The organism is Mesorhizobium sp. M0001 (assembly GCF_040324255.1).
GTDB lineage: Bacteria > Pseudomonadota > Alphaproteobacteria > Rhizobiales > Rhizobiaceae > Mesorhizobium.
In genome coordinates this window covers 366,818-393,776 of sequence record NZ_JAMYVS010000001.1, presented here as the reverse complement: position 1 = coordinate 393,776, position 26,959 = coordinate 366,818, and the positions used below count along the sequence as shown (strand labels likewise).

The 26,959-nt window shown below is 63.5% G+C and carries 23 protein-coding genes and 1 other RNA gene; 2 read left to right on the top strand and 22 right to left on the bottom strand.

Going from position 1 to position 26,959, the window contains the following annotated elements; genetic code table 11:
• Positions 1-25: 25 nt before the first annotated feature.
• The 15 genes from ftsA to mraZ all read right to left on the bottom strand — a co-directional run bounded on the left by ftsA (position 26) and on the right by mraZ (position 17,196).
• Entirely contained in the window at positions 26-1,333 is a 1,308-nt protein-coding gene (gene ftsA, locus NKK50_RS01830; RefSeq protein ID WP_023688034.1) for a cell division protein FtsA, read from the bottom strand.
• A complete protein-coding gene (locus tag NKK50_RS01825) occupies positions 1,330-2,271 on the bottom strand; it encodes a cell division protein FtsQ/DivIB (RefSeq protein WP_023688033.1) in 942 nt (313 codons plus the stop codon). Before NKK50_RS01825 ends, ftsA begins: the two co-directional genes overlap by 4 nt.
• Positions 2,259-3,185 (bottom strand): D-alanine--D-alanine ligase, encoded by a 927-nt coding sequence (locus NKK50_RS01820; RefSeq protein ID WP_023744604.1) that lies wholly within the window; start codon positions 3,183-3,185, stop codon positions 2,259-2,261. Before NKK50_RS01820 ends, NKK50_RS01825 begins: the two co-directional genes overlap by 13 nt.
• 303 nt (positions 3,186-3,488) lie before the next feature.
• Positions 3,489-4,454 (bottom strand): UDP-N-acetylmuramate dehydrogenase, encoded by a 966-nt coding sequence (gene murB / locus NKK50_RS01815; RefSeq protein ID WP_027050618.1) that lies wholly within the window; start codon positions 4,452-4,454, stop codon positions 3,489-3,491.
• Positions 4,451-5,857 (bottom strand): UDP-N-acetylmuramate--L-alanine ligase, encoded by a 1,407-nt coding sequence (gene murC, locus NKK50_RS01810; protein WP_023668277.1) that lies wholly within the window; start codon positions 5,855-5,857, stop codon positions 4,451-4,453. Before murC ends, murB begins: the two co-directional genes overlap by 4 nt.
• Entirely contained in the window at positions 5,857-6,981 is a 1,125-nt protein-coding gene (gene murG, locus NKK50_RS01805; RefSeq protein ID WP_023829246.1) for an undecaprenyldiphospho-muramoylpentapeptide beta-N-acetylglucosaminyltransferase, read from the bottom strand. The genes murC and murG overlap by 1 nt, the downstream gene beginning before the upstream one ends.
• 1 nt (position 6,982) lies before the next feature.
• Entirely contained in the window at positions 6,983-8,134 is a 1,152-nt protein-coding gene (gene ftsW, locus NKK50_RS01800; protein WP_023668275.1) for a putative lipid II flippase FtsW, read from the bottom strand.
• A complete protein-coding gene (gene murD, locus NKK50_RS01795) occupies positions 8,134-9,534 on the bottom strand; it encodes a UDP-N-acetylmuramoyl-L-alanine--D-glutamate ligase (RefSeq protein WP_023712435.1) in 1,401 nt (466 codons plus the stop codon). Before murD ends, ftsW begins: the two co-directional genes overlap by 1 nt.
• Positions 9,535-9,542: 8 nt before the next feature.
• Entirely contained in the window at positions 9,543-10,625 is a 1,083-nt protein-coding gene (mraY, locus tag NKK50_RS01790; protein WP_023668273.1) for a phospho-N-acetylmuramoyl-pentapeptide-transferase, read from the bottom strand.
• 18 nt (positions 10,626-10,643) lie between these two features.
• On the bottom strand, positions 10,644-12,068 hold the full coding sequence (locus NKK50_RS01785; RefSeq protein WP_023821779.1) for a UDP-N-acetylmuramoylalanyl-D-glutamyl-2,6-diaminopimelate--D-alanyl-D-alanine ligase: 1,425 nt from the start codon (positions 12,066-12,068) through the stop codon (positions 10,644-10,646).
• A complete protein-coding gene (locus tag NKK50_RS01780; protein ID WP_023821780.1) occupies positions 12,065-13,519 on the bottom strand; it encodes a UDP-N-acetylmuramoyl-L-alanyl-D-glutamate--2,6-diaminopimelate ligase in 1,455 nt (484 codons plus the stop codon). Before NKK50_RS01780 ends, NKK50_RS01785 begins: the two co-directional genes overlap by 4 nt.
• A gap of 54 nt (positions 13,520-13,573) precedes the next feature.
• Positions 13,574-15,298, bottom strand: a complete 1,725-nt coding sequence (locus NKK50_RS01775) for a peptidoglycan D,D-transpeptidase FtsI family protein (protein ID WP_023682141.1) — start codon at positions 15,296-15,298, stop codon at positions 13,574-13,576.
• 14 nt (positions 15,299-15,312) lie between these two features.
• On the bottom strand, positions 15,313-15,705 hold the full coding sequence (ftsL, locus tag NKK50_RS01770; RefSeq protein ID WP_023682142.1) for a cell division protein FtsL: 393 nt from the start codon (positions 15,703-15,705) through the stop codon (positions 15,313-15,315).
• A 4-nt stretch (positions 15,706-15,709) separates the two neighbouring features.
• Positions 15,710-16,726 carry a 16S rRNA (cytosine(1402)-N(4))-methyltransferase RsmH gene (gene rsmH, locus NKK50_RS01765; RefSeq protein ID WP_023714771.1) on the bottom strand — a complete coding sequence of 339 codons (1,017 nt, stop codon included), beginning with the start codon at positions 16,724-16,726 and terminating at the stop codon, positions 15,710-15,712.
• Positions 16,723-17,196, bottom strand: coding sequence for a division/cell wall cluster transcriptional repressor MraZ (gene mraZ / locus NKK50_RS01760; RefSeq protein ID WP_023682144.1), 474 nt, complete (start codon positions 17,194-17,196; stop codon positions 16,723-16,725). Before mraZ ends, rsmH begins: the two co-directional genes overlap by 4 nt.
• A gap of 402 nt (positions 17,197-17,598) precedes the next feature.
• On the opposite strand from mraZ, the gene NKK50_RS01755 reads away from it, so the two are divergent.
• Complete coding sequence (locus tag NKK50_RS01755) at positions 17,599-18,714, top strand: cystathionine gamma-lyase (RefSeq protein WP_023735971.1); 1,116 nt, start codon at positions 17,599-17,601, stop codon at positions 18,712-18,714.
• A 9-nt stretch (positions 18,715-18,723) separates the two neighbouring features.
• Here NKK50_RS01755 and NKK50_RS01750 read toward each other — a convergent pair whose 3' ends face one another.
• The 7 genes from NKK50_RS01750 to NKK50_RS01720 form a co-directional block, all read right to left on the bottom strand.
• Positions 18,724-18,888, bottom strand: coding sequence for a type II toxin-antitoxin system RelE/ParE family toxin (locus tag NKK50_RS01750; protein ID WP_245259999.1), 165 nt, complete (start codon positions 18,886-18,888; stop codon positions 18,724-18,726).
• A gap of 125 nt (positions 18,889-19,013) precedes the next feature.
• Entirely contained in the window at positions 19,014-19,298 is a 285-nt protein-coding gene (locus NKK50_RS01745) for a type II toxin-antitoxin system ParD family antitoxin (protein ID WP_023735972.1), read from the bottom strand.
• 180 nt (positions 19,299-19,478) lie between these two features.
• Positions 19,479-19,876: RNase P RNA component class A (gene rnpB, locus NKK50_RS01740), an RNA gene on the bottom strand.
• Between the two features lie 50 nt (positions 19,877-19,926).
• Positions 19,927-20,631, bottom strand: a complete 705-nt coding sequence (locus tag NKK50_RS01735) for a lytic transglycosylase domain-containing protein (protein ID WP_023729353.1) — start codon at positions 20,629-20,631, stop codon at positions 19,927-19,929.
• 184 nt (positions 20,632-20,815) lie between these two features.
• Positions 20,816-21,583 (bottom strand): N-acetylmuramoyl-L-alanine amidase, encoded by a 768-nt coding sequence (locus NKK50_RS01730; protein ID WP_023833907.1) that lies wholly within the window; start codon positions 21,581-21,583, stop codon positions 20,816-20,818.
• Positions 21,580-22,299 carry a J domain-containing protein gene (locus NKK50_RS01725; protein WP_023744594.1) on the bottom strand — a complete coding sequence of 240 codons (720 nt, stop codon included), beginning with the start codon at positions 22,297-22,299 and terminating at the stop codon, positions 21,580-21,582. Before NKK50_RS01725 ends, NKK50_RS01730 begins: the two co-directional genes overlap by 4 nt.
• A gap of 209 nt (positions 22,300-22,508) precedes the next feature.
• The gene (locus NKK50_RS01720) at positions 22,509-22,706 is read right to left on the bottom strand and encodes a hypothetical protein (protein ID WP_023668260.1); all 198 of its coding nucleotides are present in this window, start codon (positions 22,704-22,706) and stop codon (positions 22,509-22,511) included.
• Between the two features lie 177 nt (positions 22,707-22,883).
• On the opposite strand from NKK50_RS01720, the gene NKK50_RS01715 reads away from it, so the two are divergent.
• Entirely contained in the window at positions 22,884-26,843 is a 3,960-nt protein-coding gene (locus tag NKK50_RS01715; protein ID WP_023833908.1) for a hydantoinase B/oxoprolinase family protein, read from the top strand.
• The last annotated feature ends 116 nt before the right edge of the window (positions 26,844-26,959 follow it).

The window sequence follows — 26,959 nt, the reverse complement described above, 5'->3', positions numbered from 1 at the left end:
CCGCCTATGGGGCTGTCCCCGTCAATTAGAAACTGTCTCTCAACCACTGACTCATGCGATGCAGTTTTCCGCCCGTCCCGGTCATCCTGAGACCGGAAATTCCTTTCGCCGGATGGCTCTCGAAGCTCGCCATCTGCGGATAGATCAGCAGCCCGACCGCCGTCGAGAAAGCCGGCCCCTTGGCAGCTTCCGGCAGGCCCGCCACGCCGAGCGGGCGTCCGATGCGCACATTGCGTCCCAGAATGCGGCGCGCCGCCTCGGGGAGACCCGCAAGCTGGCTGGCGCCGCCGGTCAGCACGACGCGTTTTCCCACGGCATTGCCGTAGCCCGACTTGTTCAGCCGGTCGCGCAACAGTTCCAGCGTCTCGTCGATGCGGGCGCGGATGACGCGCGTCATCACCGAGCGCGGGATCTGCAGCGGCATCTCGCCGTCTTCGCCGATCGGCTGGATCGAGACCAGGTCGCGATCGTCGGCACTGCCAGGCAGCGCCGAACCATGCATCACCTTCAGCCGCTCCGCGGCGTCGAGCGAGGTCGACAGGCCCTTGGCCATATCGAGCGTCACATGATTGCCGCCGATGGCAATGGCATCGGCGTGGACGAATTTGCCTTCCGAAAACACCGAGATTGTCGTCGTGCCGCCGCCCATGTCGATGCAGGCCGCACCCATTTCCAGTTCGTCGTCGACCAGGGCCGCAAGCCCGCTGGCATAGGGCGTCGCCACCATGCGCTCGACCGAAAGATGCGAGCGGTTGATGCAGAGCTCCAGATTGCGCAGCGGCGCGGCATCGCCCGTCAGCACATGCATATCGACGCCGAGCTGGTCGCCGACCATGCCGCGCGGATCGCGCACGCCGCGCTCGGCGTCCAGCGAAAAGCCGACGGGCAGCGAATGGATCACGTCGCGTTCGGCCTTGAGCGCCTGCTTGGCGCCGGCGGCAAGCACGCGCTTGATGTCGGCTTCGTCGGCCTGATGGCCACCGAGATTGATCGTGGCCGAATAGGTTTCGCTCTTCAGCCGGCCCGCCGTCATGTTGACGATCAGCGAATCCACCGTCAGTCCCGCCATGCGTTCGGCGGCGTCGACGGACAGGCGAATGGCGTGCTCCGCACGGTCGAGATCGACGACCACGCCCGACTTCACGCCTTGCGATTTCTGGTGGCCGATGCCGATTACCTGGATGCGGTGCGAGCGGCCGCGCAACAGCTTGCCGTCCTCGCGCGGCTTCAGTTTCGCCACCACGCAGCAAACCTTGCTCGAGCCGACATCCAGCACGGTGAGCGTGCCGGAACGCCGCGAAGAGGCATCGCTGTTGCCGCCAAGCCAGCTCATATCTTCGTCCCCGACTTGCGCTTCAGATTTTGCGGCTTTTCATTGAGCGCGGCCTGGCGCTGCGTCGCCGCTTCCGGCGTCAGCTGCACCACCAGGCGATCGGAGATGCGCATGTCGACGGCGGCGATGTCCCGCGTCAGAAGCCCGTTGTCGTGGTCCATCCGAACCAGATCGGCGATCGCCTGATCCTCGCCATCCTCGGGCAGCTTGATCGTGATGCCGTTTTCCAGCTTAAGGTCCCAGCGCCGTTCGCCGATGCGGATATAGCCTTTGACCCGAGCCGCGAGCTCGGGAAATTTGTTGATCTTGGCCACGAAGTCGGGGGCCTTGGCCGGCGCGCCGGTGCCGATGATCAGCGGCAGCAGCGCCTGCTTGCCGCCGGAGAACGGCGCGATCACCGCGCCGGAGCGTTCGATGACCGAAAGCTCCGCGCCCTGCTGCCAGAGCGCGAAGGGCTCGCGCTCCTCGACACGCACTTCCAGCGTATGTGGATAGACCTTGCGCACCGCCGCCACTTCGACCCAGGGCAAGGTATCAATACGTTCACGCGCGGCCTCGGCATCGAAGCCGATCAGTGACGTCCAGCCGTCGAGCTCGAGCCGGTCCAATATGTCGATCTCCGAAGTCTGGCGGTTGCCGACCACCTTGATCTGGTCGACGGCAAAGCCGGTCCGGGCGGTGATGCTCTGGACGATGTCGTCGGCATGACCGCCGAGAATGGCGCCATAGAGGCTGCTTGATGCAATGAGCGAAGCCGACAGGATGGCCGCGGAAAAGCGCGGCGCGACGAAGTCGCCGCCGCCCAGGCGCGCCAGCACGCGCACCGGCCGGCGCAGCACGCGCGGCAGCACGAAATGGTCGAACGACAACGGCATGCCGAACAGCGCCGGCCCGGCGCCGCCCCTGCCCTTGTCCTGTCCCCATTTCAACGCAGACACGAAGCGTCCTCCACCATCCAACTCAACAATTTGCCAAACGAGTGCCCGGCCTGGGCGGCGATTTCAGGCACCAAAGACGTCGGCGTCATGCCCGGCTGAGTGTTGATCTCGAGCCAGACAATCTCGCCGTTTTCGGAGTGACGGTCGTCATAGCGGAAGTCCGATCGGGAAACGCCCCGGCAGCCGATAGCCAGATGTGCCTTGAGCGCCAGTGTCTGTATTTTTTGGTAAATATTTGATGAAATTTTAGCAGGGATTTCGTGTTTTGATCCGCCGGCGACGTATTTTGAATCATAGTCGTAGAAGGAATGGCCGGTCGGAATGATCTCGCAGACGCCGAGCGCCACGTCGCCCATGACGGCGCAGGTCAGCTCGCGCCCATGGATGTAGCGCTCGACCATGACGGTCTCGCCATATTTCCATTCGGACGAGCCGATGACCTGCGGCGGATGCGACTGCCCTTCATGCACGATGACGACGCCGAAGCTTGAGCCTTCATTGACCGGCTTGACCACGTAGGGCGGCTTCATCGGATGCTTGTTCTGGATGGCAAAGCGGCTGGCAACCTTCGATTCCGCCACCGCGATGCCGGCAGCCTTGGCGACCTTCTTGGCTTGCTCCTTGTTCATGGCGAGCGCCGAGGCGAGCACGCCCGAATGGGTGTAGGGAATGGCCAGATATTCGAGGATGCCCTGGATGGTGCCGTCTTCACCGAACGGGCCGTGCAGTGCGTTGAAGACGACATCGGGCTTGAGTTCGGTGAGCACGGCGCCGACATCGCGCGCAACATCGACGCGGGTAACCTGGTAGCCTTCATTCTCAAGCGCATCCGCACACGCCTTTCCCGAAGACAGAGACACGGGCCGCTCGGACGAGAATCCGCCCAGGAGGACAGCCACATGCTTGTTCTTCATATCCCGTCATCCCTCTCACGGCGGGCCCGCAACCACGCATTCAGCGACCAGATTGAGTCCGAGTCTCCCGGCAGGTTGCCCCCCCAGACGGAAAACGCGGTCGACGCGTCGAACGACTCAAATCAGGAAACGCTTTAAGGCAGAGAATCAGAGAGTTGATTCGCTGGCAAGTGCTTATGATTCCGACAGATTCACTTTCCGCGAAAACGGCCGGAAAAAGCGTGTTGTGAGTCTTTGGAGCAACGGTGGCGCTGTTGTTTCAGACCGTTTGAAGTTCAAGCATCACATGAACTTCAGCTTGCGCTAAAGAAGCTGTCCGAGGAATTCCTGCACGGCATGGCCGGGGCGGAAATTGCCGAGCCGCTTGATTTCCCACTGCAGGCGGATGCCTGAATTTTCAAGCACGCGGGCGCGCACCGTCTCGCCGAGATATTCGAGGTCGTATCCGGTCGCTGTTCCGGTGTTGATCATGAAGTTGCAGTGCATCGGCGACATCTGCGCGCCGCCGATCATCAGCCCGCGGCAGCCGGCCTTGTCGATTTCCTTCCAGGCCGAGGTGCCTTCCGGATTCTTGAAGGTCGAGCCGCCGGTCTTCTCGCGGATCGGCTGCACCGTCTCGCGATGCGTCTGGACGGCGTCCATGGCCGCCTTGATCGCCTCCTGGTCTTCCAGAACACCTTCGAAAACGGCGGAGGTGAAGATCAGCCCGGCAGGTGCGGCCGAGTGACGATAGGCATAGCCCATGTCTTCATTGCTGAGGGTGTGGAGATTGCCCTTGCGGTCGAGCGCCCGAACCTCGACGACACGTTCCCGCGTCTCGACGCCATTGGCGCCGGCATTCATCCTCAGCGCCCCGCCGATGGCGCCGGGAATGCCGTGATAGAAATGAAAGCCGCCAATACCGGCCTCATAAGCGACGGCCGCGACGCGCTTGTCGGGCGTCGCAGCACCGGCCTTGATGACGGTCGGCGAAACCACCTCGGCTTCGCCAAAGCCCTTGGCCGAAAGCCGGATGACGAAACCCGGAATGCCGCCGTCGCGCACCAGGAGGTTGGAGCCGACACCGACGATGGTGAGCGGGATGTCCTCCGGCACGGCGCGCAGGAAGGCAGCCAGATCCTCCTCGTCGGCCGGCTGGAACAGGGCGTCCGCCAGACCGCCGGCGCGGAACCAGGTGATCTTGTCCATCTCGGCATTGGGTGTGATGCGGCCGCGCAGGCCGGCAAGCCGGTCGCCAAGTTTGTCGAGCAGGTCCTGGCCGCGCATCATGAGACGGTACCGCCGAGTTCCCCAGGCAGCGCATAGGCCCATTGGGTGATGTTGCCGGCGCCCAGGAAGATGACGAAGTCGCCCGGTTTCGCCAACGCGCGGATGACGGGCGAAATCGCGGCAGGGGTTTCGACGTAGCGCGCATCGCGATGGCCCCCGGAGCGGATGCGCGACACCAGCGCCTCCGAGGTCACGCCGTCGATCGGCTCCTCGCCCGCCGCATAGACCGGCGCCACCATCACCGTGTCGGCATCGTTGAAACAGACCGAAAACTCGTCGAACAGATCGTGCAGCCGGGTGAAGCGGTGCGGCTGCGCAATGGCGATGACGCGGCCCTTGGTGGCGCTGCGCGCCGCTTTCAACACCGCCGTGATCTCGACCGGGTGGTGGCCGTAATCGTCGAAGATGTCGACGCCGTTCCACGAGCCGGTGTGGGTGAAGCGCCGCTTGACGCCGGCAAAGGACGACAGCCCTTTCTTGATCGCTTCGGCCGATAGGCCGAGTTCATGCGCGACCGCAATTGCGGCGGTGGCGTTGGAGACGTTGTGGCGGCCGGGCATCGGCAGCCGCAGATCCGATATCGTCGTCTGGCCGCCGGTCTTGCGGTCGCGGATCACCACGTCGAATGCCGAGACGGCACCGGCCATCCGGTGGTTGGTGAAACGCACATCGGCCTGCGCGTTCTCGCCATAGGTGATGACGCGGCGGTCCTCGATGCGGCTGACCAGCGCCTGTACTTCCGGATGGTCGGTGCACATCACGCCAAAACCGTAGAACGGCACGTTCTCGACGAATTGCCGGAACGCCTCGCGCACCTTGTCGAAACTGCCATAATGGTCCAGATGCTCGGGATCGATGTTTGTGACGACGGCGATCTCGGCCGGCAGCTTGAGGAAGGTGCCGTCGCTTTCGTCGGCTTCGACCACCATCCACTCGCCATCGCCCATACGGGCATTGGTGCCATAGGCATTGATGATGCCGCCATTGATCACCGTCGGGTCGAGCCCGCCGGCATCGAGCAGCGTCGCCACCATCGACGTGGTTGTGGTCTTGCCATGCGTGCCACCGATCGCGACCGCCTGGCGGAAGCGCATCAGTTCGGCCAGCATCTCGGCCCGGCGCACGATCGGCAGCAGTTTTTCGCGCGCGGCCTTCAGCTCGGGATTGGATTTCTTGATCGCGGTGGAGACGACCACCACTTCGGCCGCGCCGATATTCTCGGCCTTGTGGCCGACAAAGCATTCGATGCCCTTGTCGCGCAGCCGCTGGACATTGGCGCTGTCGGCCTGGTCCGAACCCTGCACCTTGTAGCCGAGATTGTGCAGAACCTCGGCGATGCCGCTCATGCCGATGCCGCCAATGCCGATGAAATGCACAAGGCCGATGGTCTGCGGCATCTTCATCAATGCGTCCCTTTCCTGAAATCCGAAACGGTTTTTCTGGACGCAATAGCCTCTGTGAGATCAGCGAGCAACCGTGCCGCGTTCGGCCGGCCAGCCGACTTCGCTCCGGCAGCCATGGCCGTCAGCCGCTCGGGATCGTCCATCAGCCCGCCAATGAGAGCCGCGATGCGCTCCGGCGACAGTGACGATTGCGGATGCACCTCGCCGCCGCCCGCCGCGGCAAGGGCGGCTGCGTTCGCCGCCTGATCGTGATCCAGCGCATAGGGATAAGGCACCAGCAGCGCCGGCCGGCCGATGACGGCGATCTCCGAAACCGTCGAGGCGCCGGAGCGCGAGATCACCAGATGCGCCGCGCCCATGCGCTGTGCCATGTCGGTGAAGAAGGGCGAGACCTCGACATGGACGCCGAGTGCCGCATAGCCGGCCTTCACCCGCGCCACGTCGTCGGCGCGGGCCTGCTGGGTGATCACCAGCCGCTTGCGCTGCGCCTCCGGCAGAAGTGCGATCGCCGTCGGCATGGCGTCGGAAAAGAACTGCGCGCCCTGGCTGCCGCCGAACACCAGGAGCCTGAACGGATCCGCCCCTTTGGATGCGGTGTAGGGCGTCTTGGCCGCCTCCAGGATTGGCGGCCTGACCGGATTGCCTGTCGTCACCGTCTTGGCGCCTGTGGCACTTTCATCTTGCGGCAGGAAGCCGCCGGCAATCGCATCGACACGCCCGGACAGCGCCCGGTTGGCGCGGCCCATCACTGCGTTCTGCTCATGGATCAGCGTCGGCAGCTTGCGCCGCGTCGCGGCATAGAGCGGTGGCAAGGTCGGATAACCGCCAAAGCCGACGACCGCATCAGGCTTGATCCTGGCGATGACGGCAGAGGCCTGGCGCACGCCGCGCCAGATCTTCCAGAACGCTCCGAGCAGAGCGGCGGGGTTTTTCGAGCCCATCGTCGCCGACTGGATCGGATGGATGGCGGCGGCCGGGAAATGGCCGGCAAAGCGCTCGGCGCGGTCGTCCGTCGCCAGATGCACGCCCCAGCCGCGCTCGATCAGCTCATGCGCCAGCGCCTCGGCCGGAAACAGATGTCCGCCGGTTCCGCCAGCCGCGAGAAGGATGACACCCCGCGCCATATCACTCCGCCGGCAGGGCGCGCTGCGACAGGGCAAAGCCCATCTGCTTGCGCTTTTCCGGTCGCTTGCGCGTCAGCGCCAGCACCATGCCCATCGAGATGGCAATGGCGATCTGCGAGGAGCCGCCATAGGAGATGAAAGGCAGCGTCATGCCCTTGGCCGGCATCAGTTGCAGGTTGACGCACATGTTGATGACCGACTGCAGGCCGAAGACGGTGACGAGACCGCCGACGGCGTAGCGGGTGAAATCATCATGTTCCTTCAATGCCGTGCTCAAGCCGCGCAGCACGATGAAGGCGAAGATCGACATGATGAAGAAGCACATGATCAGCCCGAACTCTTCGCCGGCGACCGAAAACACGAAATCGGCATGCGCGTCGGGAATGACCCGCTTGACCGTGCCCTCGCCCGGGCCGACGCCGAACCAGTGGCCGTTGATCAGCGCCTCGCGGCCCATGTCGACCTGGAACGTGTCGCCTTCGCCGGTCAGGAATTTGTCGATGCGGGCGGCGACGTGCGGGAACACCGTATAGGCGGCAAACAGGCCGCCGGCGCCGGTGGCGCCAAGCGCGATGATCCATAGCCATGGCAGGCCGGCCATGAAGAACATGACGCCCCAGGTGCCGGTCACCAGCATGGTCTGGCCGAGATCGGGCTGCGCCACCAGAAGCGAGATGACCAGGATCAGCAGCAGCATGGCAAACAAATTGCCGGGGATGTCGGGCTGGCGCTTGTGTTCGGCGAACAGCCAGGCGCAGACGATGACGAAGGCGGGCTTCAGAAATTCCGACGGCTGGATCGACATGCCGACAAACGACACCCAGCGCCGCGCGCCCTTCACCTCGACGCCGATGTAGAGCACGGCCACCATCAGCACCAGCATGATGCCCAGGATGATCAGCGCCATGCGCCGGATCTGCCGCGATTCCAGGAAGGAGACCGCCAGCATCACGCCGAGCGCCGGCACGGTGAAGATGATCTGCCTGGTGGCAAAGTGGAAACTATCGAGGCCGATGCGTTCGGCCACCGCCGGGCTTGCCGCAAAGGACAAGACGATGCCAAGCCCCATTAGCGACAGGAACGCCGCCAGGAACCAGCGATCGATCGTCCACCACCAGGTTGCAACCGGGCTTTTGTCGAGACGGCTTTGCATTATCGTGCCCCTCCGATGGGTTTGACACCCTCGATAGCATTCGCAGCTTGCCTGAAGGCTTCGCCGCGAACTTCGAAATTCTTGAACTGGTCGAAACTGGCGCAGGCCGGCGACAGCAGCACCACCACCTCGCCGTTGTCATCCTTGGCCGAGTCTTTCGCGGCATGGTCGACCGCGGCGGCCAGGGTGCCCGAGATTTCATAGGGCACGGCTTCGCCGAGCGTCGCCGAGAACGCGGGCGCCGCCTCGCCGATCAGATAGGCCTTGGCGATGCGTGGGAAAAAACCGCGCAGCGGCTCGATGCCGCCTTCCTTGGGCAGTCCGCCGGCGATCCAGTAAATGCGCGAAAAACTCGACAGCGCGGGTGCCGCCGCATCGGCATTGGTCGCCTTGGAATCGTTGACAAACAGCACGTGGTCCTTGCGTCCGACCTGCTCCATGCGATGCGCGAGGCCTGGAAAGCTCTCCAGTCCCGCCTGGATCTCGCCCAGGCTCAAGCCGACCCTGAGGCAGGCGGCAACAGCGGCAAGCGCGTTCTGCGCATTGTGCTGGCCGCGCAACGAACCGATGCCTTCGAGGAAGGCGACGCGGCTGTAGCGGCCATGGACGGCTTCCATCAGATCGGAACCGTCTGCGAAATAACCGTCGGTCAGCGGCAGCCGCTTGGAGATGCGGATCACCTCCCGGCCCGCCCTCTCCAGCCGGTCAGCGATCTGCGCGCACCAGGAATCGTCAACGCCGACGATCGCCGTCTCGCTGCCGGCAACCAGCCGCTCCTTGATCGAAGCGTAATGCTGCATGGTGCCGTGGCGGTCGAGATGGTCGGGCGTCAGGTTGAGCAGGATGCCGGCCGTCGGGTTGATCGAGGGCGCGAGATCGATCTGGTAGGACGAACACTCGACGACATAGTCCCGGTCAGCCTGCGGTGGATCGAGCGTCATGATGGCCCGGCCGATATTGCCGCCCATCTGCGTGTCGCGCCCTGCCGATTTGAGGATATGCGCGGTCAGCGCCGTGGTCGTCGACTTGCCGTTGGTGCCGGTGATAGCGATGAACGGCGCATCAGGCGCGCGCGCAATCCGCTCGCGGCAGAACAATTCGATATCGCCGATCACCTCGACGCCGGAGCCACGCGCCAACTCCACCGTCCAGTGCGGCTTGGGATGCGTCAGCGGCACGCCGGGCGAGAGCACGAAGGCCGAGAATTTCGACCAGTCGGCGCCGCGCAGATCGGCGGTCGCAATGCCTTGGTCAGCAGCCTTGGCGACGCTATCGGGATTGTCGTCCCAGGCAAGCACGTCGGCGCCGCCCTCGATCAGCGCGCGCGCCGTGGCGATCCCCGAGCCACCGAGCCCGAAGAGCGAAACGCGTTTGCCCGAAAAGGATGCGGCGGGGATCAAGCGGGTTCCTATCTCAGCTTGAGGGTCGACAGGCCGACCAGCGCCAGGATGACGGCGATGATCCAGAAGCGGATCACCACCTGGCTTTCGGTCCAGCCGAGCTTTTCGAAATGATGATGGATCGGCGCCATCAGGAACACGCGCTTGCCGGTCATCTTGAAGTAGCCGACCTGAATGATGACCGACAGGATTTCCACGACAAACAATCCGCCGACAATGACCAGCACGATCTCGTGCTTGGTGGCGACCGCGACCGTACCGATCAGGCCACCCATGGCCAGCGAACCGGTGTCGCCCATGAAGATCGCCGCCGGTGGCGCGTTGAACCAGAGGAAGCCGAGGCCGGCGCCGATGACGGCGCCAAGCACGACAGCCAGCTCGCCGGTGCCGGGCACGAAATGGATCTGCAGATATTCGGCGAACACCGCATTGCCGGAGAGGTAGGCGATGACGCCAAAGGATGCCGCCGCAATCATGATCGGCACGATCGCCAGCCCGTCGAGGCCATCGGTCAAATTCACCGCATTGCCGGCGCCGACAATGACGAAGCAGGAGAACGGCACGAAGAACCAGCCGAGATTGATGATGAATTCCTTGGCGAAGGGGAAGGTCAGCGACGACGAGAACGGCGCCTGGCCATTATGCATGATCGCCCAGGCGGCGATGCCGGCGATGACGAATTCCAGCGCCAGCCGCGCCTTGCCGGAAAAGCCGAGATGCGACTGCTTGGTTACCTTGAGATAGTCGTCGTAGAAGCCGATCGAACCGAAGCCCAGCGTCACCAAGAGCACCACCCAGACATAGATCGAGGAGAGGTTCGCCCATAGAAGCGACGAGCCGACGATGCCGCACAGGATCATCAGCCCGCCCATCGTCGGCGTGCCGGCCTTCTTGAAATGCGTCTGCGGGCCATCGGCGCGGATCGGCTGGCCCTTGCCTTGCCGCAGCCTAAGCGAATTGATGATGGTCGGCCCGAAGATGAAGACGATCAGCGCCGAGGTGATCAGCGCACCGCCGGTGCGGAAAGTTATGTAGCGGAAGACATTGAAGACCGAGACCTTGTCCGCAAAATCGACGAGCAATGTAAACATACGATTCCGTTCCCCGGACTAGTTCTGTTTCGTGCCTGCGGCTTCCGCCGGATATTTGCCGAGCAAGGCCTCGACCAGCTTTGAAAAGCCGATGCCTTTCGACGATTTGATCATCACCACGTCGCCGGCCTTCAGCGTCGACAACAGCAGCGGCTTCAATTCCTCGGCGCCGGCGCGGTATTCCGTTTTGATCTCGTCGGGCAGGATGTCTGCCAGCGCCTGCATTTCCGGACCGCCGAGAAAGACCGTGTTTGTGCCGGTGCCGACGATCAACTCGGCAAGGGCTGCATGGAGCTTGGCCGAATGGTCGCCGAGCTCGAGCATGTCGCCGAGCACGGCGATGCGCCGGCCCTCGCCCGTGACAGGCGTCGCGTTGAGCAGCGCCATGGCAGCAGCCATCGAGGCCGGATTGGCGTTGTAGCTCTCGTCGATCAGTGTGATCGGTCCCTTCAGCACATGGCGCTTGCCACGGCCGCGTTCGGCGGAGAGATCGGCCAGCGCTTCCGCCACCTTTGCGATGTCGGCTTCAACGAGATGCGCCGCGCCAAGAACGGCGAGCACATTCTGCACCATGTGGCGGCCAGGCGCGCCGAGCCGGGCAACGACATCCTGACCGCCGATCCTGGCGGTGATGTCGGAATGATCGGCATGCAGCTCGCATTTGGTCAGCTTGTAGGTCGACCGTGCATTCTCGCCGAAGCCAAAGACATGTTCGACGCCGGCGGCCCGCGCCATCTTGTCGAGCAGCTTCCAGCGCGCATCGTCGCGGTTGAGCAAGGCCGCACCGCCGGGCTCGATGCCTTCGAAAATCTCGGCCTTGGCCTTGGCGATCTCGTCGAGATTTCTGAAGAAGCCGAGATGCGCCGCGGCAATCATCGTGACGATGGCGACATGCGGCCGGACCATCTTGACCAACGGCCGGATCTCGCCGGGATGGTTCATGCCGATCTCGAACACAGCATAGTTGCAATCATCCGGCATGCGCGCCAGCGTCAGCGGCACGCCCCAATGATTGTTGAAGGACTGCGCCGAAACATGCACCGTGCCGACGGCCGACAGCACATGACGCAGCGCCTCCTTGGTGGTGGTCTTGCCGGCCGATCCGGTCACCGCGATGATTTTTGCGTTGGAACGGGCGCGGGCGGCAACACCGAGTTTCTCCAGTGCTGCCAGCACATCCTGCACGACGATCATCGGCGCCGTCAGCCGCCCAAGCGACGGCAATTTGCCTTCGGCGACGACCAGAACGCCGGCGCCGGCCTTGATCGCCGCGGTCGCGAAGTCATGGCCGTCCATCGCCTCGCCCTTGATGGCGAAGAAGGCGTCGCCCGGCTGCAGGCTGCGGCTGTCGATCGAGATCCCCGAAATTCCCTCCGGCATCGGCCCAAGCGGCCGACCGCCCATGGCGTCGACCAGCGCCTCGGAAGTCCAGAGCACGCTCATGCGGCCCGCTCCCGCAGCGCCGAGCGGACTTCTTCGTGGTCGGAGAACGGAAACGTCTCGGCGCCGATGGTCTGGCCCTCTTCATGGCCCTTGCCGGCAACGATCAGCGTATCGCCCGCTTTGAGCATGGCGACCGCTTCGTGGATCGCCTTGCGGCGGTCGCCGATTTCAATGGCGCCGGGTGCGGCTGCCAGGATCGCGGCACGAATCGTTTCCGGCACTTCCGAGCGCGGATTGTCGTCGGTGACGATGACGACATCGGCGAGCCGCGTGGCGGTTCCGCCCATGATCGGCCGCTTGCCCCGGTCGCGGTCGCCGCCGCAGCCGAACACGACGATGACGCGGCCGGTGGTGAACGGGCGCACGGCGGCCAGCACATTTTCCAGCGCATCCGGCTTGTGGGCATAGTCGACATAGACGGGCGCGCCATTGGCGGTGGCGCCGACAAGGTCGAGCCGTCCCGGTGCCCCCTGAAGTTTCTCTAATGCGATCAAAGCTTTGGCGACCGGCGTTCCAGTGGAAATGGCCAGCCCGGCCGAAACCAGGGCATTGGCGATCTGGAAGTCACCGGCGAGCGGCAGGTCGATCTCGTAGAGCACGCCGTCGGCTTCGACCTCGGCGCGCTGGCGGTGGCGCTCGTGCTCGACCCGCTTCAGGCGCAGGAAATCGCCATGGCGGCCGACCGTCAGCACCTTGAGCCCGGCGTCCTGCGCAGCCTGGATGGTCGGCGCCGACCACGGATCGTCGGCAAAGATGACCGCCGGCGCGCCTTTCGGCAGCAGCGTGTCGAACAGGCGCAATTTCGCGCGATGGTAATCCTCGACCGTCGGATGATAGTCCATATGGTCGCGGCCGAGATTGGTGAAGCCGCCCGCGGCGAGCTTGACGCCATCGAGGCGGCGCTGGTCGAGACCGTGGCTGGAGGCTTCCATCGAGGCATGGGTGACGCCGGCCTCCGCCAATTCCTTGAGCAACTGGTGCAAAGCCACCGGATCGGGCGTGGTCAGCGAACCGTAGTCGTTGCGGCCCGGCGCCACCACGCCGGTGGTGCCAATGGACGCGGCGGCAAAGCCGGCCTGCTCCCAGATCTGCCGGATGAAGGCGGCGACCGAGGTCTTGCCTGCGGTGCCGGTAACCGCGACCATGGTCTCCGGCTGGCTGCCGAAGAAACGTGCCGCGCTCAGCGCCAGCGCCAGGCGTGCGTCGTCGACACTGAGCACCGGGACGGACAGACCGGAAACGGCGCTGGCCTTGCCAACGACAACCGCCGCTGCGCCGCGCTTTGCCGCATCGGCGGCATAGGCCGAACCATCCGCCTTGCTGCCGGCGAGCGCGAAAAAGACCACGCCGGTCTTGACCGTGCGGGAATCCGACGAAATCCCGGTTACCTCCACATCGCGGGAAGATGTTCCCTCGACAGGCAGGATACCGGCTAAATCTCTCAGGTGCATCGAACCCCGTTTATCTCAACAAAATGGCGCGCAGTTGCCGGCGCGCCCTAAGAATCACTGATAGGAAACCAGCGTTGCGCCATTTTCATGGCTGAAATCTGGCTTCACGCCAAGCATGGCGGCTGCCCGCCTGATGATGTTTCCGGCCATGACACCCGCATTGTTGGCGGCGACGTCAGTCATTCCGGGCTTTTCCGGGTGCGGAGCGTCAGCGATCGTAAACACCAGATACTGCGGATCGTCCATCGGGAAGGCGGCGACGAAGGTGTTGAAATTCAGTTCCTTCGAGTAGCGGCCATTGATCACCTTCTCGGCGGTTCCGGTCTTGCCGCCAACGCGGTAGCCGGGGGCCCTGGCGTTTCTGGCCGAGCCTTTCTCGGCATTGAGCGTGTAGAGGTAGCGCATGCCCTCCACAGTCTTTTCGCTGACCACTCTCTTGGCCACCGCCATGGCATCCTGCTCGCTGCGGACCAGGAAAGTCGGCGGGATCAAATAGCCCTGCATCAGCGCCGCGCAGCCGACGGCCGCCTGCAGCGGCGTCGTCGACACGCCATGGCCGAAGGCGATGGTGAAGGAGTTGACCTGCTTCCAGACCTTCGGTTCGGTCGGGCGGGCGACTTCAGGCAGTTCGGTCTGCATCCTGTCCAGAAGGCCAAGGCGATGCAGGAATTCGCGGTGCCCCTCGATGCCGACCATTTCGGCCTCACGGGCCGATCCGATATTGGAGGAGTAAAGGAACACCTCCGGCAATGACAGCACGCGGTTCTTGCCGTGGAAATCGTGGATGGCCTGATGGCCGACCCGGATTGGGTGCGAGGCGTCGAAACGGCTGTTCATGTTCGCTTTGCCGGAATCGAGCGCCATGGCCGAGGTGAAGCTCTTGAAGGTCGAGCCCATCTCGTAGAGGCCGGCCGACATGCGGTTCAGCCGATCCTTGTCCTGCGCATTGAAGGGATTGTTCGGATCGAAATCCGGTACCGAGGCCATCGCCACCACTTCGCCGGTCTTGATGTTGAGCACGACGGCGCCGGCGCCCATGGCCCGATAGCGCTCGAGGCCGGCGGCAATCTCGTCGCGCACCACATGCTGGACGCGCAGGTCGATCGACAGCTGAACCGGCTTCAGATCCTTGGCGATCGCCAAGCCTGAGGCCTGCAGGTCGCTCAGGCCCTGCTCGTCAATGTACTTCTCCATGCCGGAGATGCCCTGATTGTCGATGTTGGTGAGGCCGACAATGTAGGACGAGGTCACGCCGGCAGGATAGAAGCGGCGCTTTTCGGTGCGAAAGCCGATTCCGGGAATGCCGAGCTGCATGATGTCGGCCTGCTGCTTGGGCGTCAGCTGCCGCTGCAGCCAGACGAAGCCGGCGCCGCTCTTCAGCTTGTGATAGGTCTGCTCGGGGTCGATATCTGGCAGAATGGTCGACAGCTTTTCGATCGCCTCGTCGGCATCGACGATGCGGCGCGGCTCGGCAAACAGCGATGCCGTCTTGATGTCGGTCGCCAGCACCTCGCCGTTGCGGTCGACGATGTCGGGACGCGACGCCGTCACCCGGCTTTGCGGCCCATTCGACATGTCGGGGGACTGGAAACCGAGATAGACCAGCCGCCCGGCGATGGTCGAATAGATGCCGAAGAACACCGCCATCGTCATCACGATGCGGGTCTTGGCCTTGCCGCCGGTCGCCTTGCGCGCGCCTTCGACCACGATGGAGCCGTCCTCGCCGGTCCGTGCGCGGCGCTTCAGCAATTTGCCGACCGACGGAAGTTTGGCGCGCATTGGAAATCCAGCGATCATTGGACGATGGCTCCGGTGACCACGGGATCCTTGTCGGCTGGTCCTTTGCCGGAATTGTCGGCCATGCCGCCAAGCCGTTGCGACGACAGGTCCTCGATGTTGAGCGGTTTTGCCGGCAGGTCGTCGAGCCCGACGATCTGCCGCGCATTGACCGGCTCGAGTGCGAGCTGCGATTTGTAGATTTCAGCCAGCTTCTGCAGGCGCGACGGCTGGGTCAGCAGGCTCCAGTCGGCCTTGAGCAGGTCGATCGTGTCCTCCTCATAGCGGATCTGCGCCTCGATCTTCTGCACCGAAGCCAGCTGTTCCTCGGCCTCGCGCTTGGCCTTGTAGGTCAGGGCCGCGGCCGAGACCATGACGGCGATCAGGACTATGTCGCTGGTTCGAAACACGTATTCACCTCTCTCGCGGCGCCTGGATGCCGGGAAGCTTTGGAAGGCCGAAAATGGTGAGATCACCGGCGCGCGCCGGCGCCTCGGTGCGGATGGCGGTACGCAGCCTAGCCGAGCGCGCCCGCGGATTGGCAGCGACCTCGGCATCGCCTGCCGTCACGCCGCCACCAGCCTTGCGGAAGGTCGCAGTGCGCGCGTGCGCCTCGGGCAAATGACGTGAGCCGGTGGCGACGTCGGCGCGGTCGGCGATGAAGCGCTTGACGATGCGGTCTTCCAGCGAATGGAACGTCACCACCGCAAGCCGCCCGCCGGGCTTCAATACCCGCTCGGATGCCATTAGGGCTTTGGCCAATTCGCCCAGCTCGTCATTGACGAAAATGCGCAGCGCCTGGAAGACGCGGGTGGCCGGATGAATCTTGTCCTTCGGCGCGCGGCCGATATGCGTTTCGATGGCGTCGGCGAGATCGAGCGTGCGCTCGAACGGACGTTTTTCGCGGCGTGACTCGATCATGCGGGCAATGCGGCCGGCATTCCGCTCTTCGCCGAGGAAGCCGAAGATGCGGGCAAGGTCGCCTATCTTGAACGAATTGACGACGTCGGCAGCACTCAAGCCCGCCTGCGCCATGCGCATGTCGAGCGGCCCGTCGGTGCGGAACGAGAAGCCGCGCTCGGGCTGGTCGACCTGCATGGAGGAAATGCCGATGTCGAGGACAACGCCGTCGGCGCTTTCGACCTGCTCGTCCAGCGTCGAAAATGGCGCCTGCACCAGCCTCAGCCTGCCGCCGGATTGCTGTTCCAGGCCGCGCCCGGCGGCAATCGCATCGGGATCGCGATCGATCGCCACCACCGAGGCGCCGCTCGCCAGGATCGCCTTGGTATAGCCGCCGGCGCCAAACGTGCCGTCGACGATCACATCGCCGGCTTTGGGTGAGAGCGCCTCCAGCACTTCGGCGAGGAGGACCGGAATGTGGCGGACCGGTCCGCCAACGGCGCTGAGATCATCGCCGTGATCCGCCATCATTCCGGCCGCTCCCCAGCCTTGGCCTCGTGAGCCTTCGTTCCCTGCCGAAGCTGCAAAAGCCGAGCGCGCGCCTGCGCCCCATAGGCGGCCAGCCGTCCAGGCTCCCAGACTTGAAAGAAATTGCCACGGCCGACAAAGGCCACTTCGCTCGTGATGCCCGTATGCTCGCGGATGAAATCGCTCATCGTGATGCGGCCATCCTGATCGAGCTTCAGGAACGTCCCGTCGCCATGGCAGAAGAACGACATATCGTCCGCCGTCTGCAAAAAAGGGTCTTCCAGCGCGATGCGCTGCTCGTAGCGGTCGAGCAGATCGAGCCCGCCGACATCCATCGCAGGCACGTCCAGGCCGCGCAGCGCATAGAGTTCCGAATAGCCGCGCTTCTGCACGACCGCGCGGAAATGCGCCGGAACGGAGACCCGCCCCTTCGCATCGATCCTGTTCACCGCGCTTGACAGAAACCGGTCCATGACACGCTGCAGCCGCTTCCGCCGCCGCACCCCTCTCCATGTTTTCGTCCGCGCCGAAGCGCGTCCCCTGCCGAAAATCCGCTTCGCTCCCAGCGGCAAAACGCCGCAAACGCACAGCCGCCGCGGCTGCCCGATTGGCGTACGCTTTACCCTGACGCGGAACGAAGGCTTTGGTATCGAAATGGGATATCATGGGGCACTATGGGCGTCAACGGGAACAGGCTTCACAAACGCGCGCGCCACAACCGGTGAGAGCAGCTCTGACAACACTCCCGTCTTTATCTCCCATTAAGCCTAACGAACCGTTTAGAGCGGGCTGGCCCAAGCGGAAGCGGCTTGCCGCGCATCACTGCCGCGAATAGCGTCGTCAGTCTTTTCGCTGAGCAACAAGGTCAGAAATCCATGTCCGAAACAGCCAGGTCCCGCGCGGCCTCCCTTGCCCATCTGCGTCGCGACGGACTTGTCAAAGGCGACCCCATCCCATTGCCGCTGACCATGGCCGCTATTTTCCACAACCCGGGCGACGGCGCCGGCTACAGTCAGTACGGCCGTTACAGCAACGCCACCTGGGATGCGGTCGAGCACATGCTGGCGCATCTGGAAGACGCGCCATGCGTCGGCTTCCCCTCAGGAATGGCGGCAATCTCGGCGGTGTTTTTCGGCCTGTTGAAATCCGGCGACCGCGTGCTTTTGCCTTCGGACGGCTACCATGCCACACGCGCGCTGGCCGAACGTTTCCTCAAGCCCTTCGGCGTCGCCTATGATCTGCGGCCGACAGCTACATTCCTCGACGGCGGCTTCGACGGCTACCGCCTTGTCTACGTTGAAACCCCGTCAAATCCGCGATTGGACATTTGCGACATCACAGCCGTCACCGAGGCCGCGCACCAAGCGGGCGCGATCGTCGTCGTCGACAACACCACGATGACGCCGTTCGGCCAGCGTCCGCTCGATCTCGGCGCCGACATCATCGTTGCTGCCGACACCAAGGCGGCCAACGGGCATTCCGACGTGCTGTTCGGCCATGTCGCCAGCCGCAATCCAGATATCATCGCGGCCGTCACCGGCTGGCGCGAGACCGCGGGCGGCATACCCGGCCCGTTCGAGGCTTGGCTGGTGCATCGCGGCCTGGAGACGCTGGACGTACGCTTCGACCGCATGTGTTCTTCTGCCGAGGTGATCGTGAAGCGCCTGAAAGACCATCGCGCCGTTAGCGGCTTGCGCTACCCCGGGCTGGAGGGCGACCCGTCGCACAACCTCGCCCGGGCGCAGATGGAGCGCTTCGGCTTCCTCGTGTCCTTCGAACTCCTCTCCCAGGAAAAGGCCGAGGATTTCATCAACAACTGCACGCTGATGCAGGCGGCAACGTCGTTCGGGGGTGTCCACACCTCCGCCGAGCGGCGGGCCAAGCGAGGAGATTCGGTTCCGCCCGGCTTCGTGCGCCTGTCGGTGGGCTGCGAGCCGGTGGAAGAACTCTGGCAGGCGATCGAGGCATCGCTGGACAAGATCGGCGTCTGAACTGGTGGATTAGGTCACCAAGTCGTCGGCGCCAATATCGCGCCTGCCGTGCAAAACGCGGACGATCTCGATCGCGTCTTCGCCCATGCGATACAGAGTGACATATTCGCCGACGATCAGATGACGAATGCCGGGCGCGATATCATCGCGCGGCGCACCTGAGAACGGGTGCAAGGTGAGCAGTGTCTAGCGCCTCTCCAAAGCGTCCACAAGGCGCATGGCTCCCTTTGGGCTATGTTCCGCAATGTAGTCACCGATGCCTTCGACATCTGATATCGCCTGAGGAAGCAGCCGATATTTCACTCTTCCGAGCCTGCAGCTTCCGACATCCTCTGATATTTGGCTCGCAGCCGGTCCATGAAGGGCTGGCCGTCCACCGCCGGTCCGCTGTCGATCCCCTCCTGAATCAGCCTGCGCAATTCCTCGACCGTGTAGCCGAGAAGATCGCGGCGGTCTTTCCATTGCCGCAGCGCATCACGGATGACTTCGCTGGCCGAGGCATATTCGCCGGCGGCCACGACATCGTCGACCGCCGCCGCCAGTTCCGGCGAAAGCGTGATGCTGCGTTTGTCGACGTGACCTATGATGCGCTCCTGATCAAACCATGACAATCATGGTACGATTAAATCGTACCAGCTTCAAGGATGCGTTTGTCTCGACCCCAGCATGCGTACTTGATTCAATCGCTCAAGCACCTGAATCGCCAGCTGCGCCCGAAGGCGCAGACTGCTGATCCAAAGGATTAATCGCGATATGGGGGAGAAATTGCCAGCTGGCCTGTAAGCCGGGTTTTGTATGGCCCTCGCCCCTTTCGGGGCGAGAACGTGGCGGCCATTCATCTTGGGCGCATGTTGCCATGCGCCTCACGCAACCTACCCGGACGGTGAGCCGGAAACAGCCCTCGAAGGTTTCCCCTCGCACCGTCCCTATTCGGTCTTGCTCCCGGTGGGGTTTACCGTGCCGCTCCTGTTGCCAGTCGCGCGGTGGGCTCTTACCCCACCCTTTCACCCTTGCCCCGATAAATCGTGGCGGTTTGCTTTCTGTGGCACTTTCCCTGGGGTCGCCCCCGCCGGCCATTAACCGGCACCGTGTCTCCATGGAGCCCGGACTTTCCTCACCCGCAGCCTTTCGGCTTTGCGGGTGCGGCCGCCCGGCCAGCTGGCAGAGCGTATAAAGGGGTTCACGTTCCAAAACGCAAATGAAAAAGCAGACTTATGCCGGCGATCCCAATGCCGCCAACTGCACCTTGACCTTGCCGCAATAGGCCGCCGACACCGGGTTCATCCGCGTCGCGGCATGGCCGGCATTGTATTTCAGGATCGTGCCGCAGGTGGTGCCGCCGCCGAGATTGCGCGCCATGGCAAGGTACTTCATGCCGTATTTGATGTTGGTGTCGGGATCGAACAGACCCTTGGCCGAGCCGCTATACCCCATCATCCGCGCCGTTGCCGGCTTGATCTGCATCAGGCCGATTTCACCCGCGCTGCCGACGATGTTCGGCCGGTAGTTGCTCTCGATCTTGATGACCGCCTGGGCCAGCGACACCGGCACGCCTTCGGCCGCAGCATAGCGGGCAATGATTGCCGAATACTGGCCGCCAAGCGCGGCTGCCGCAGTCGACTCCGCAGCGGTGCTTGGGCGGATCGATGCGGTCGTCGTCAGGTCGACGCTCTTCCTGTTGCGCTTAAAATGCCTCTTGGCCGTGGCTTTTCTGGCCTTCACCACGGCTGCTTTGCGCACTTTCGCGGTGGTTGCCCTTTTTGCTTTCGGGTTTGCCTTCGTCATGGTGGCCTTGGCGGGTGCGGCGATGAAGCCCTGGTCTGCCCTCTGGCTCACTGGTGCGGCATCGGCCGTGCTGAAGGCAAAAGTCATTACTCCGGCAGCAATAGCTGCCGTTACAACGGTCAATTTCTGCATGTGGTCCTGTTCTGTTTGGCCGCGCGAAGATCTTCACGCAGCAACGCCTAATCAATATCGGAGCATCCGGGGGGCTGGAGGTCCGATAACTTGCACGAACTGCCTTTGAGGGCGGAATTTGTGTCGAACAAGGCGAGGCAATTCACTTTCAGTGACAGGCTGTAACTTTGATATCAGGAAAAGATTATTTAGACGCAACTGACCTAAGGGAAGTCAGCAGGCTTTGCAGCGTGCTAGACGTAGAGCCGTCGGCGACGCCATCCACCAGGCGTGGTCGGAAATGCCGCTGAAAAGCTTCGACGACGATTTCGGTCTGGCGGTCGAAGACACCTGATATCTCGACGCCATAGCCATAGAGCGCCAGCATCGACTGCAGTGCCTCGACCTCGGCGCCGGTATCGCCGGCTTTCAGCACCGCGCCGCGCCGGACCGGCGCCGCAGGCACGAGATGGCCGACCCCGGCCGCAAACAGCGCCTTCCAGGGGAATTTCTCGCCCGGGTCGATCTTGCGCCCCGGCGCGATGTCGGAATGGGCAAGCACCCTTTGCGCCGTAATGGAATGGCGTTCGATGACACCAAGGCAAAGACCGATCACCGCTTCCACCTGCCGCTTGGGAAAGGCCGAATAGCCGAGCGAATGGCCGGGATTGACGATTTCGATGCCGACCGAACAGGAGTTGATGTCGCGACGACCGAACCAGGAACTTGCACCGGCGTGCCAGGCGCGGTCGCTTTCGCGCACCATCTGGATGATGCGACCGTTCTCATGGACGAGGTAGTGGGACGAGACTTCGCTTGCGGGGTCGCACAGCCAGGCTTCCGCGGCAGCACCCGTCGCCATGCCGGTATAGTGCAGCACGATCATGTCGGGCCTGAGCGTTTCGCGCCGCGGGCCGAAATTCGGCGATACCCTGACCTCCGCGCTTGGCTCGTCGGGCGGGAAGCCGCTCATGCGTGCCTGAGGCCCCGCTCGATCATTTCATAGGCCGCGTTGATCGCCGCGACCCTGGTCGTTGCAATCTTGATGAATTCCTGCGGCAGGCCGCGCGCGATCAGCCGGTCCGGATGATTGTCGGAGACCAGCTTGCGGTATCGCTTCCTGACCTCCTCGAACGGTTTCCCGCGCTCAATGCCGAGCACGATATAGGGATCGCCGGCGCCGAGATTGACGTGCCTGGCCAGGATGGCCTCGTAGTGCACCTCGTCGATGCGGAAAATCTCGGCAATACGGTGCAGGAAAATCCCTTCGCGCTCATGCACCAGCCCGTCCGCCTTGGCGATATGGAACAGACCGTCGAGTATGTCTTCCAGCATGACGCAGTTCGAATGGCCCGAGCCGCACATCTGCGCCATACTCTCGGCATAGGTCTCGAACCCGGCGACGTCGCGCTTGGCCAGATCGTAAAGCCGCGCCACATTGCGGGTCTGTTCTCGCGGCACCTCGAATATTTCCTGGAACGCGCGAACCTCGTCCTGGGTGACGATGCCATCGGCCTTGGCCATCTTGGCTGACAGCGCAATCATCGCCACAGAGAAGGCGACGCGCCGGCGCAGATCGGCGTCACCGGAGAAAACCGTGCGCACGGCCTCGACCACATCGGCGACGCCGGACGTGGCTGAAGATGAAACGCGGTTGATGAAGTCGCCGAGGCGATCCCAAATCGACATGAGCGCTTATTAGGGCCGCCGGCCATCGCTATCAAGCCAAGACAGCGCCGCAGAGGGGATCGAATTCACGCAAGCAACCGACGCGCCAGATCCCAAACCGTAGGAAAGAGCCGGTTCAAGACCCTTGAGCCCCGAATCGACCTAAACGCAGGAAGGCCGGCGCGAAGCCGGCCTCCTCTCTCGTCACGTCAAAGTGACCGAGACTGCTGCTACTGCGCGGGGGCAGGAGCAGGTGTTGCCGGAGCCGGTTCTGCAGGCTTCGGTGCATCCGGCGTCGCCGGCTTCATGGGCTCGGCGGCTGGCGGATTGGTGCTCTGGGTGGTGGTGTTATCCGTACCGCTGTCGCTGCAGGCGGCAACGCCGAACAGGGCCAGGGCGGAAACGGAAGCAAGAATGAGCTTTTTCATGACATCTCTCCTTCAACACACGCTCACATTGCGGTGAACGGTCGAAGGCAAAATGCATCAAACGGCCATGAGTTTCGTAACGTTGCGTTTCCTGATGTAACATCCGCGCACTACCGATTGCGGGCCGGGCGATGCCGAACTAACAGTCTGGACCCAAATGCAATGCCGGAGTTCTGCGTGGACAAGAAATGGGATTTTTGGATCGACCGCGGCGGCACCTTCACCGACGTGATCGGACGTGATCCGCAAGGCGGTTTGCATCCCAGGAAATTCCTGTCGGAAAATCCCGAAGCCTATCCCGACGCGGCCATAGCCGGCATCCGCGAGCTTCTGGGGCTGAAATCCGGCACCGCTATTCCTCCGGGCCTGGTCGGTGACGTCAAGATGGGTACCACCGTTGCCACGAATGCGCTGCTGGAGCGCAAGGGCGACCGTGTGCTTTTGCTCATCACCAAGGGCTTTCGCGATGCGCTGAAGATCGCCTATCAAGCGCGGCCAGACATCTTCGCCAAGGAGATCATTCTTCCCGAACAGCTTTATGAGCGGGTCATCGAGATCGACGAGCGTGTGCGCGCCAATGGCGAGGTCGAGCGCTTGCTCGACATCGCCGCCTGCCGGCCCGCCATCGAACAGGCGAAGGCCGACGGCATCAATGCGGTGGCCATCGTCTTCATGCATGCCTGGAAATATCCCGACCACGAGAAGGCGGTGGCGAAAGTCTGCCGCAAGATCGGGTTCAGCCAAGTCTCGGTCAGCCATGAAGTCTCGCCACTGATCAAACTGGTCGGCCGCGGCGACACCACCGTGGTCGATGCCTATCTGTCGCCGATCCTGTCGCGCTATGTGCAAAGAGTAGCGGGAGAACTGGGCGCGACGCCAATCTCCCCACTTCTGGAGGGTGAGGAGCGGTCGGCCAAAGGCCGAGAAAAAGCCAACGATTTGGCTTTTTCAGCGACGAACGCCCGGAGCCATAGCGAAGGGCAGTCCGCAAAGCGGCCAGAGGGGGTCCTCTCGGAAGGCACCGCCAATGCGCTGAGCCCGGTCGATCCAACCCCACCCGGCGGCTCCGCCGCCACCCTCCCCTCGAGGGGGAGGGAAAACCCTCGCCTGATGTTCATGATGTCGTCGGGCGGGCTTACCGCCGCCGACATGTTTCAGGGCAAGGACGCGCTGCTGTCCGGCCCGGCCGGCGGTGTCGTCGGCATGGTCGAGACGGCGAAACTCGCCGGATTCGAGAAAGTCATCGGTTTCGACATGGGCGGCACCTCGACCGACGTCGCCCATTATGACGGCGATTATGAGCGCGCCTTCGACACCGAGGTCGCCGGCGTGCGCATCCGTGCGCCGATGATGCGCATCCATACCGTCGCTGCCGGCGGCGGCTCGATCCTGCACTACGAAGCCGGCCGTTTCCGCGCCGGCCCGGATTCCGCCGGCGCCAATCCCGGCCCCGCCGCCTACCGGCGCGGCGGCCCGCTGGCCGTCACCGACGCCAATGTCATGCTGGGCAAGCTGCAGCCCGATTTCTTCCCGGCAATTTTCGGCCCAGACCAGGACCAGCCGCTGGACGTCGCCGCCGTGCATAAAAAATTCGCTGCGCTCGCCGCCGAAATCGGCGATGGCCGCACGCCGGAAGCCGTCGCCGAAGGGTTCGTTACCATCGCGGTGGAAAACATGGCCAATGCTATCAAGAAGATCTCCGTGCAGCGCGGCTACGATGTCACCGAATATCTCTTGAACTGTTTTGGCGGCGCCGGCGGCCAGCATGCCTGCCTGGTTGCCGACGCGCTCGGCATGGAGGCGGTACTGATCCACCCCTTCTCCGGTCTGCTCTCAGCCTATGGTATCGGCCTGTCGTCGGTTTTCGCGTCGCGCCAGCAGGCGCTCCTGAAGCCGCTTGCCGAAGAATCCAGGACCCAGATCGGCAGCCTCATCGGCACGTTGAAAAAAGCCGTCATCGCCGAATTGGCAGCGCAAGGCATCGCCGAGGACAAGATTGCGGCAAAGCCGGTGCTGCACATCCGCTATGACGGCACCGACACCACGCTGCCGGTGAATTTCGAAGGCGACTCGATCTTCCAGGCCAGGCGCGATTTCGAAATCGCCCACAAGGCGCAGTTCGGGTTCGTCTATGATGACAAGCCGATGATCGTCGAGACCGTTGGCGTGGAAGGCGCCGAGATCGTCGAGACCACGGCCGAAGCCGTTGCGCCCGCCGGACCGGCAATGGTTGAAGCGGGTGCGTCGGGAACGCGGCGCATCTACACCGAGGGCCGCTGGCATGAGGCCGGCATCCATCGCCGCGAAAACCTGCGCCCATCCAATCTGGTCCCAGGCCCCGCTTTGATCATCGAGCCGAACCAGACCATCGTCGTGGAGCCGGGCTGGCAGGCCGAAATCACCAACCTCAATCACGTCGTCATTCGCCGCACGGAACGGAAAGTTCGCACGGCTGCCCTCGGTACCGAAGCCGATCCGGTGATGCTGGAGGTCTTCAACAACCTCTTCATGTCGATCGCCGAGCAGATGGGCGTCACGCTGCAGAACACCGCCTATTCCGTCAACATCAAGGAAAGGCTGGACTTTTCCTGCGCCGTCTTCGACCGTCATGGAGCGCTGGTCGCCAACGCGCCGCACATGCCGGTGCATCTCGGCTCCATGGACCGCTCGGTCGAAACCATCATCCGGCTGAACTCCGGCGACATCCATCCCGGCGACGTCTTTGCGCTGAACGCCCCCTACAATGGCGGCACGCATTTGCCTGATATCACCGTGGTGACGCCGGTGTTTTCCCTCCCCCTTGAGGGGAGGGTGGCCGCGCAGCGGCCGGGTGGGGTCCTCTCAGAAGGCACCACAAGAGCGTCGAGCACTGCCGCAACGACCCCCTCCGGCGGCTCCGCCGCCACCTCCCCCTCAAGGGGGGAGGAAGTAATCTTCTACGTAGCCTCGCGCGGCCACCATGCCGATATTGGCGGCACGGCACCGGGCTCGATGACGCCGCTTGCCACCACGGTCGACGAGGAAGGCGTGCTGTTCGACAATTTCCGCGTTGTCGATCGTGGAAAATTCCGCGAGACGGAGTTGCACACGCTGCTCACCGACCACGCCTATCCTGCCCGCAACCCACACCAGAACATCGCCGACCTCAAGGCGCAGATCGCCGCGAATGAAAAGGGCGTGGCGGAATTGCGCAAGATGGTCGCCCATTTCGGCCTCGACGTCGTCGAAGCCTATATGGGCCATGTCCAGGACAACGCCGCCGAAAGCGTGCGCCGCGTGCTGGAGCGGCTGCCAGATAGTTCCGAGTACGAATACCCGACCGACACTGGCCAGGTGATCAAGGTGAAGATTACCGTCGATCGGCAAAAGCGCGAGGCGACCGTGGACTTCACCGGAACGTCGAAGGTCGAGAAGAACAATTTCAATGCGCCCGAGCCCGTCGCCCGCGCAGCCGTGCTCTATGCCTTCCGTGTCATGGTCGAGGACATGATCCCGATGAATGCCGGCTGCCTGCGGCCGATCAACATCATCATCCCCGACGGCTCGATGCTGAAGCCCGCCTACCCCGCCGCCGTCGTCGCCGGCAATGTCGAGACCTCGCAGCATGTCACAAACGCCCTGTTCGGCGCCATGGGAGCCATGGCCAATGCGCAAGGCACGATGAACAACCTGACCTTCGGCAACAAGCAGTACCAGTATTACGAGACCATCTGCTCCGGCTCGCCGGCAGGCCGGATGAACTCCGGCCGCGGCTTTGCCGGCACATCCGGCGTCCACACCCACATGACCAATTCGCGCCTCACCGATCCGGAAGTGCTGGAACTGCGCTTTCCCGTCATGCTCGAGGATTTCCACATCCGCGAAGGTTCCGGCGGCAAAGGCAAATGGAGCGCCGGCGACGGCACCAGGCGCACCATCCGCTTCCTCGAAAAGATGGAATGCGCCATCCTGTCCTCGCACCGCAACCGCCCGCCGCAAGGCCTCGATGGCGGCGGTGACGGCGAGGTCGGCTCGACCAAGGTCCGCCGCCAGGACGGCAGCGTCGAGACGCTGAAGGCCTGCGACCAGACCGTGCTCGACGCCGGCGACGCCGTCATCCTGACGACGCCGACGCCGGGCGGGTTTGGCAAGCAATGACGGAGTCTTGCTAGGTGCCGATCAACGGACAATCTGGGCGCGCGAGAATTGCGTTTTGAGGATAAGTACCCATGACCGGGTGACGAACATTCCTGAGGTACTCGGCCGGCGATCTG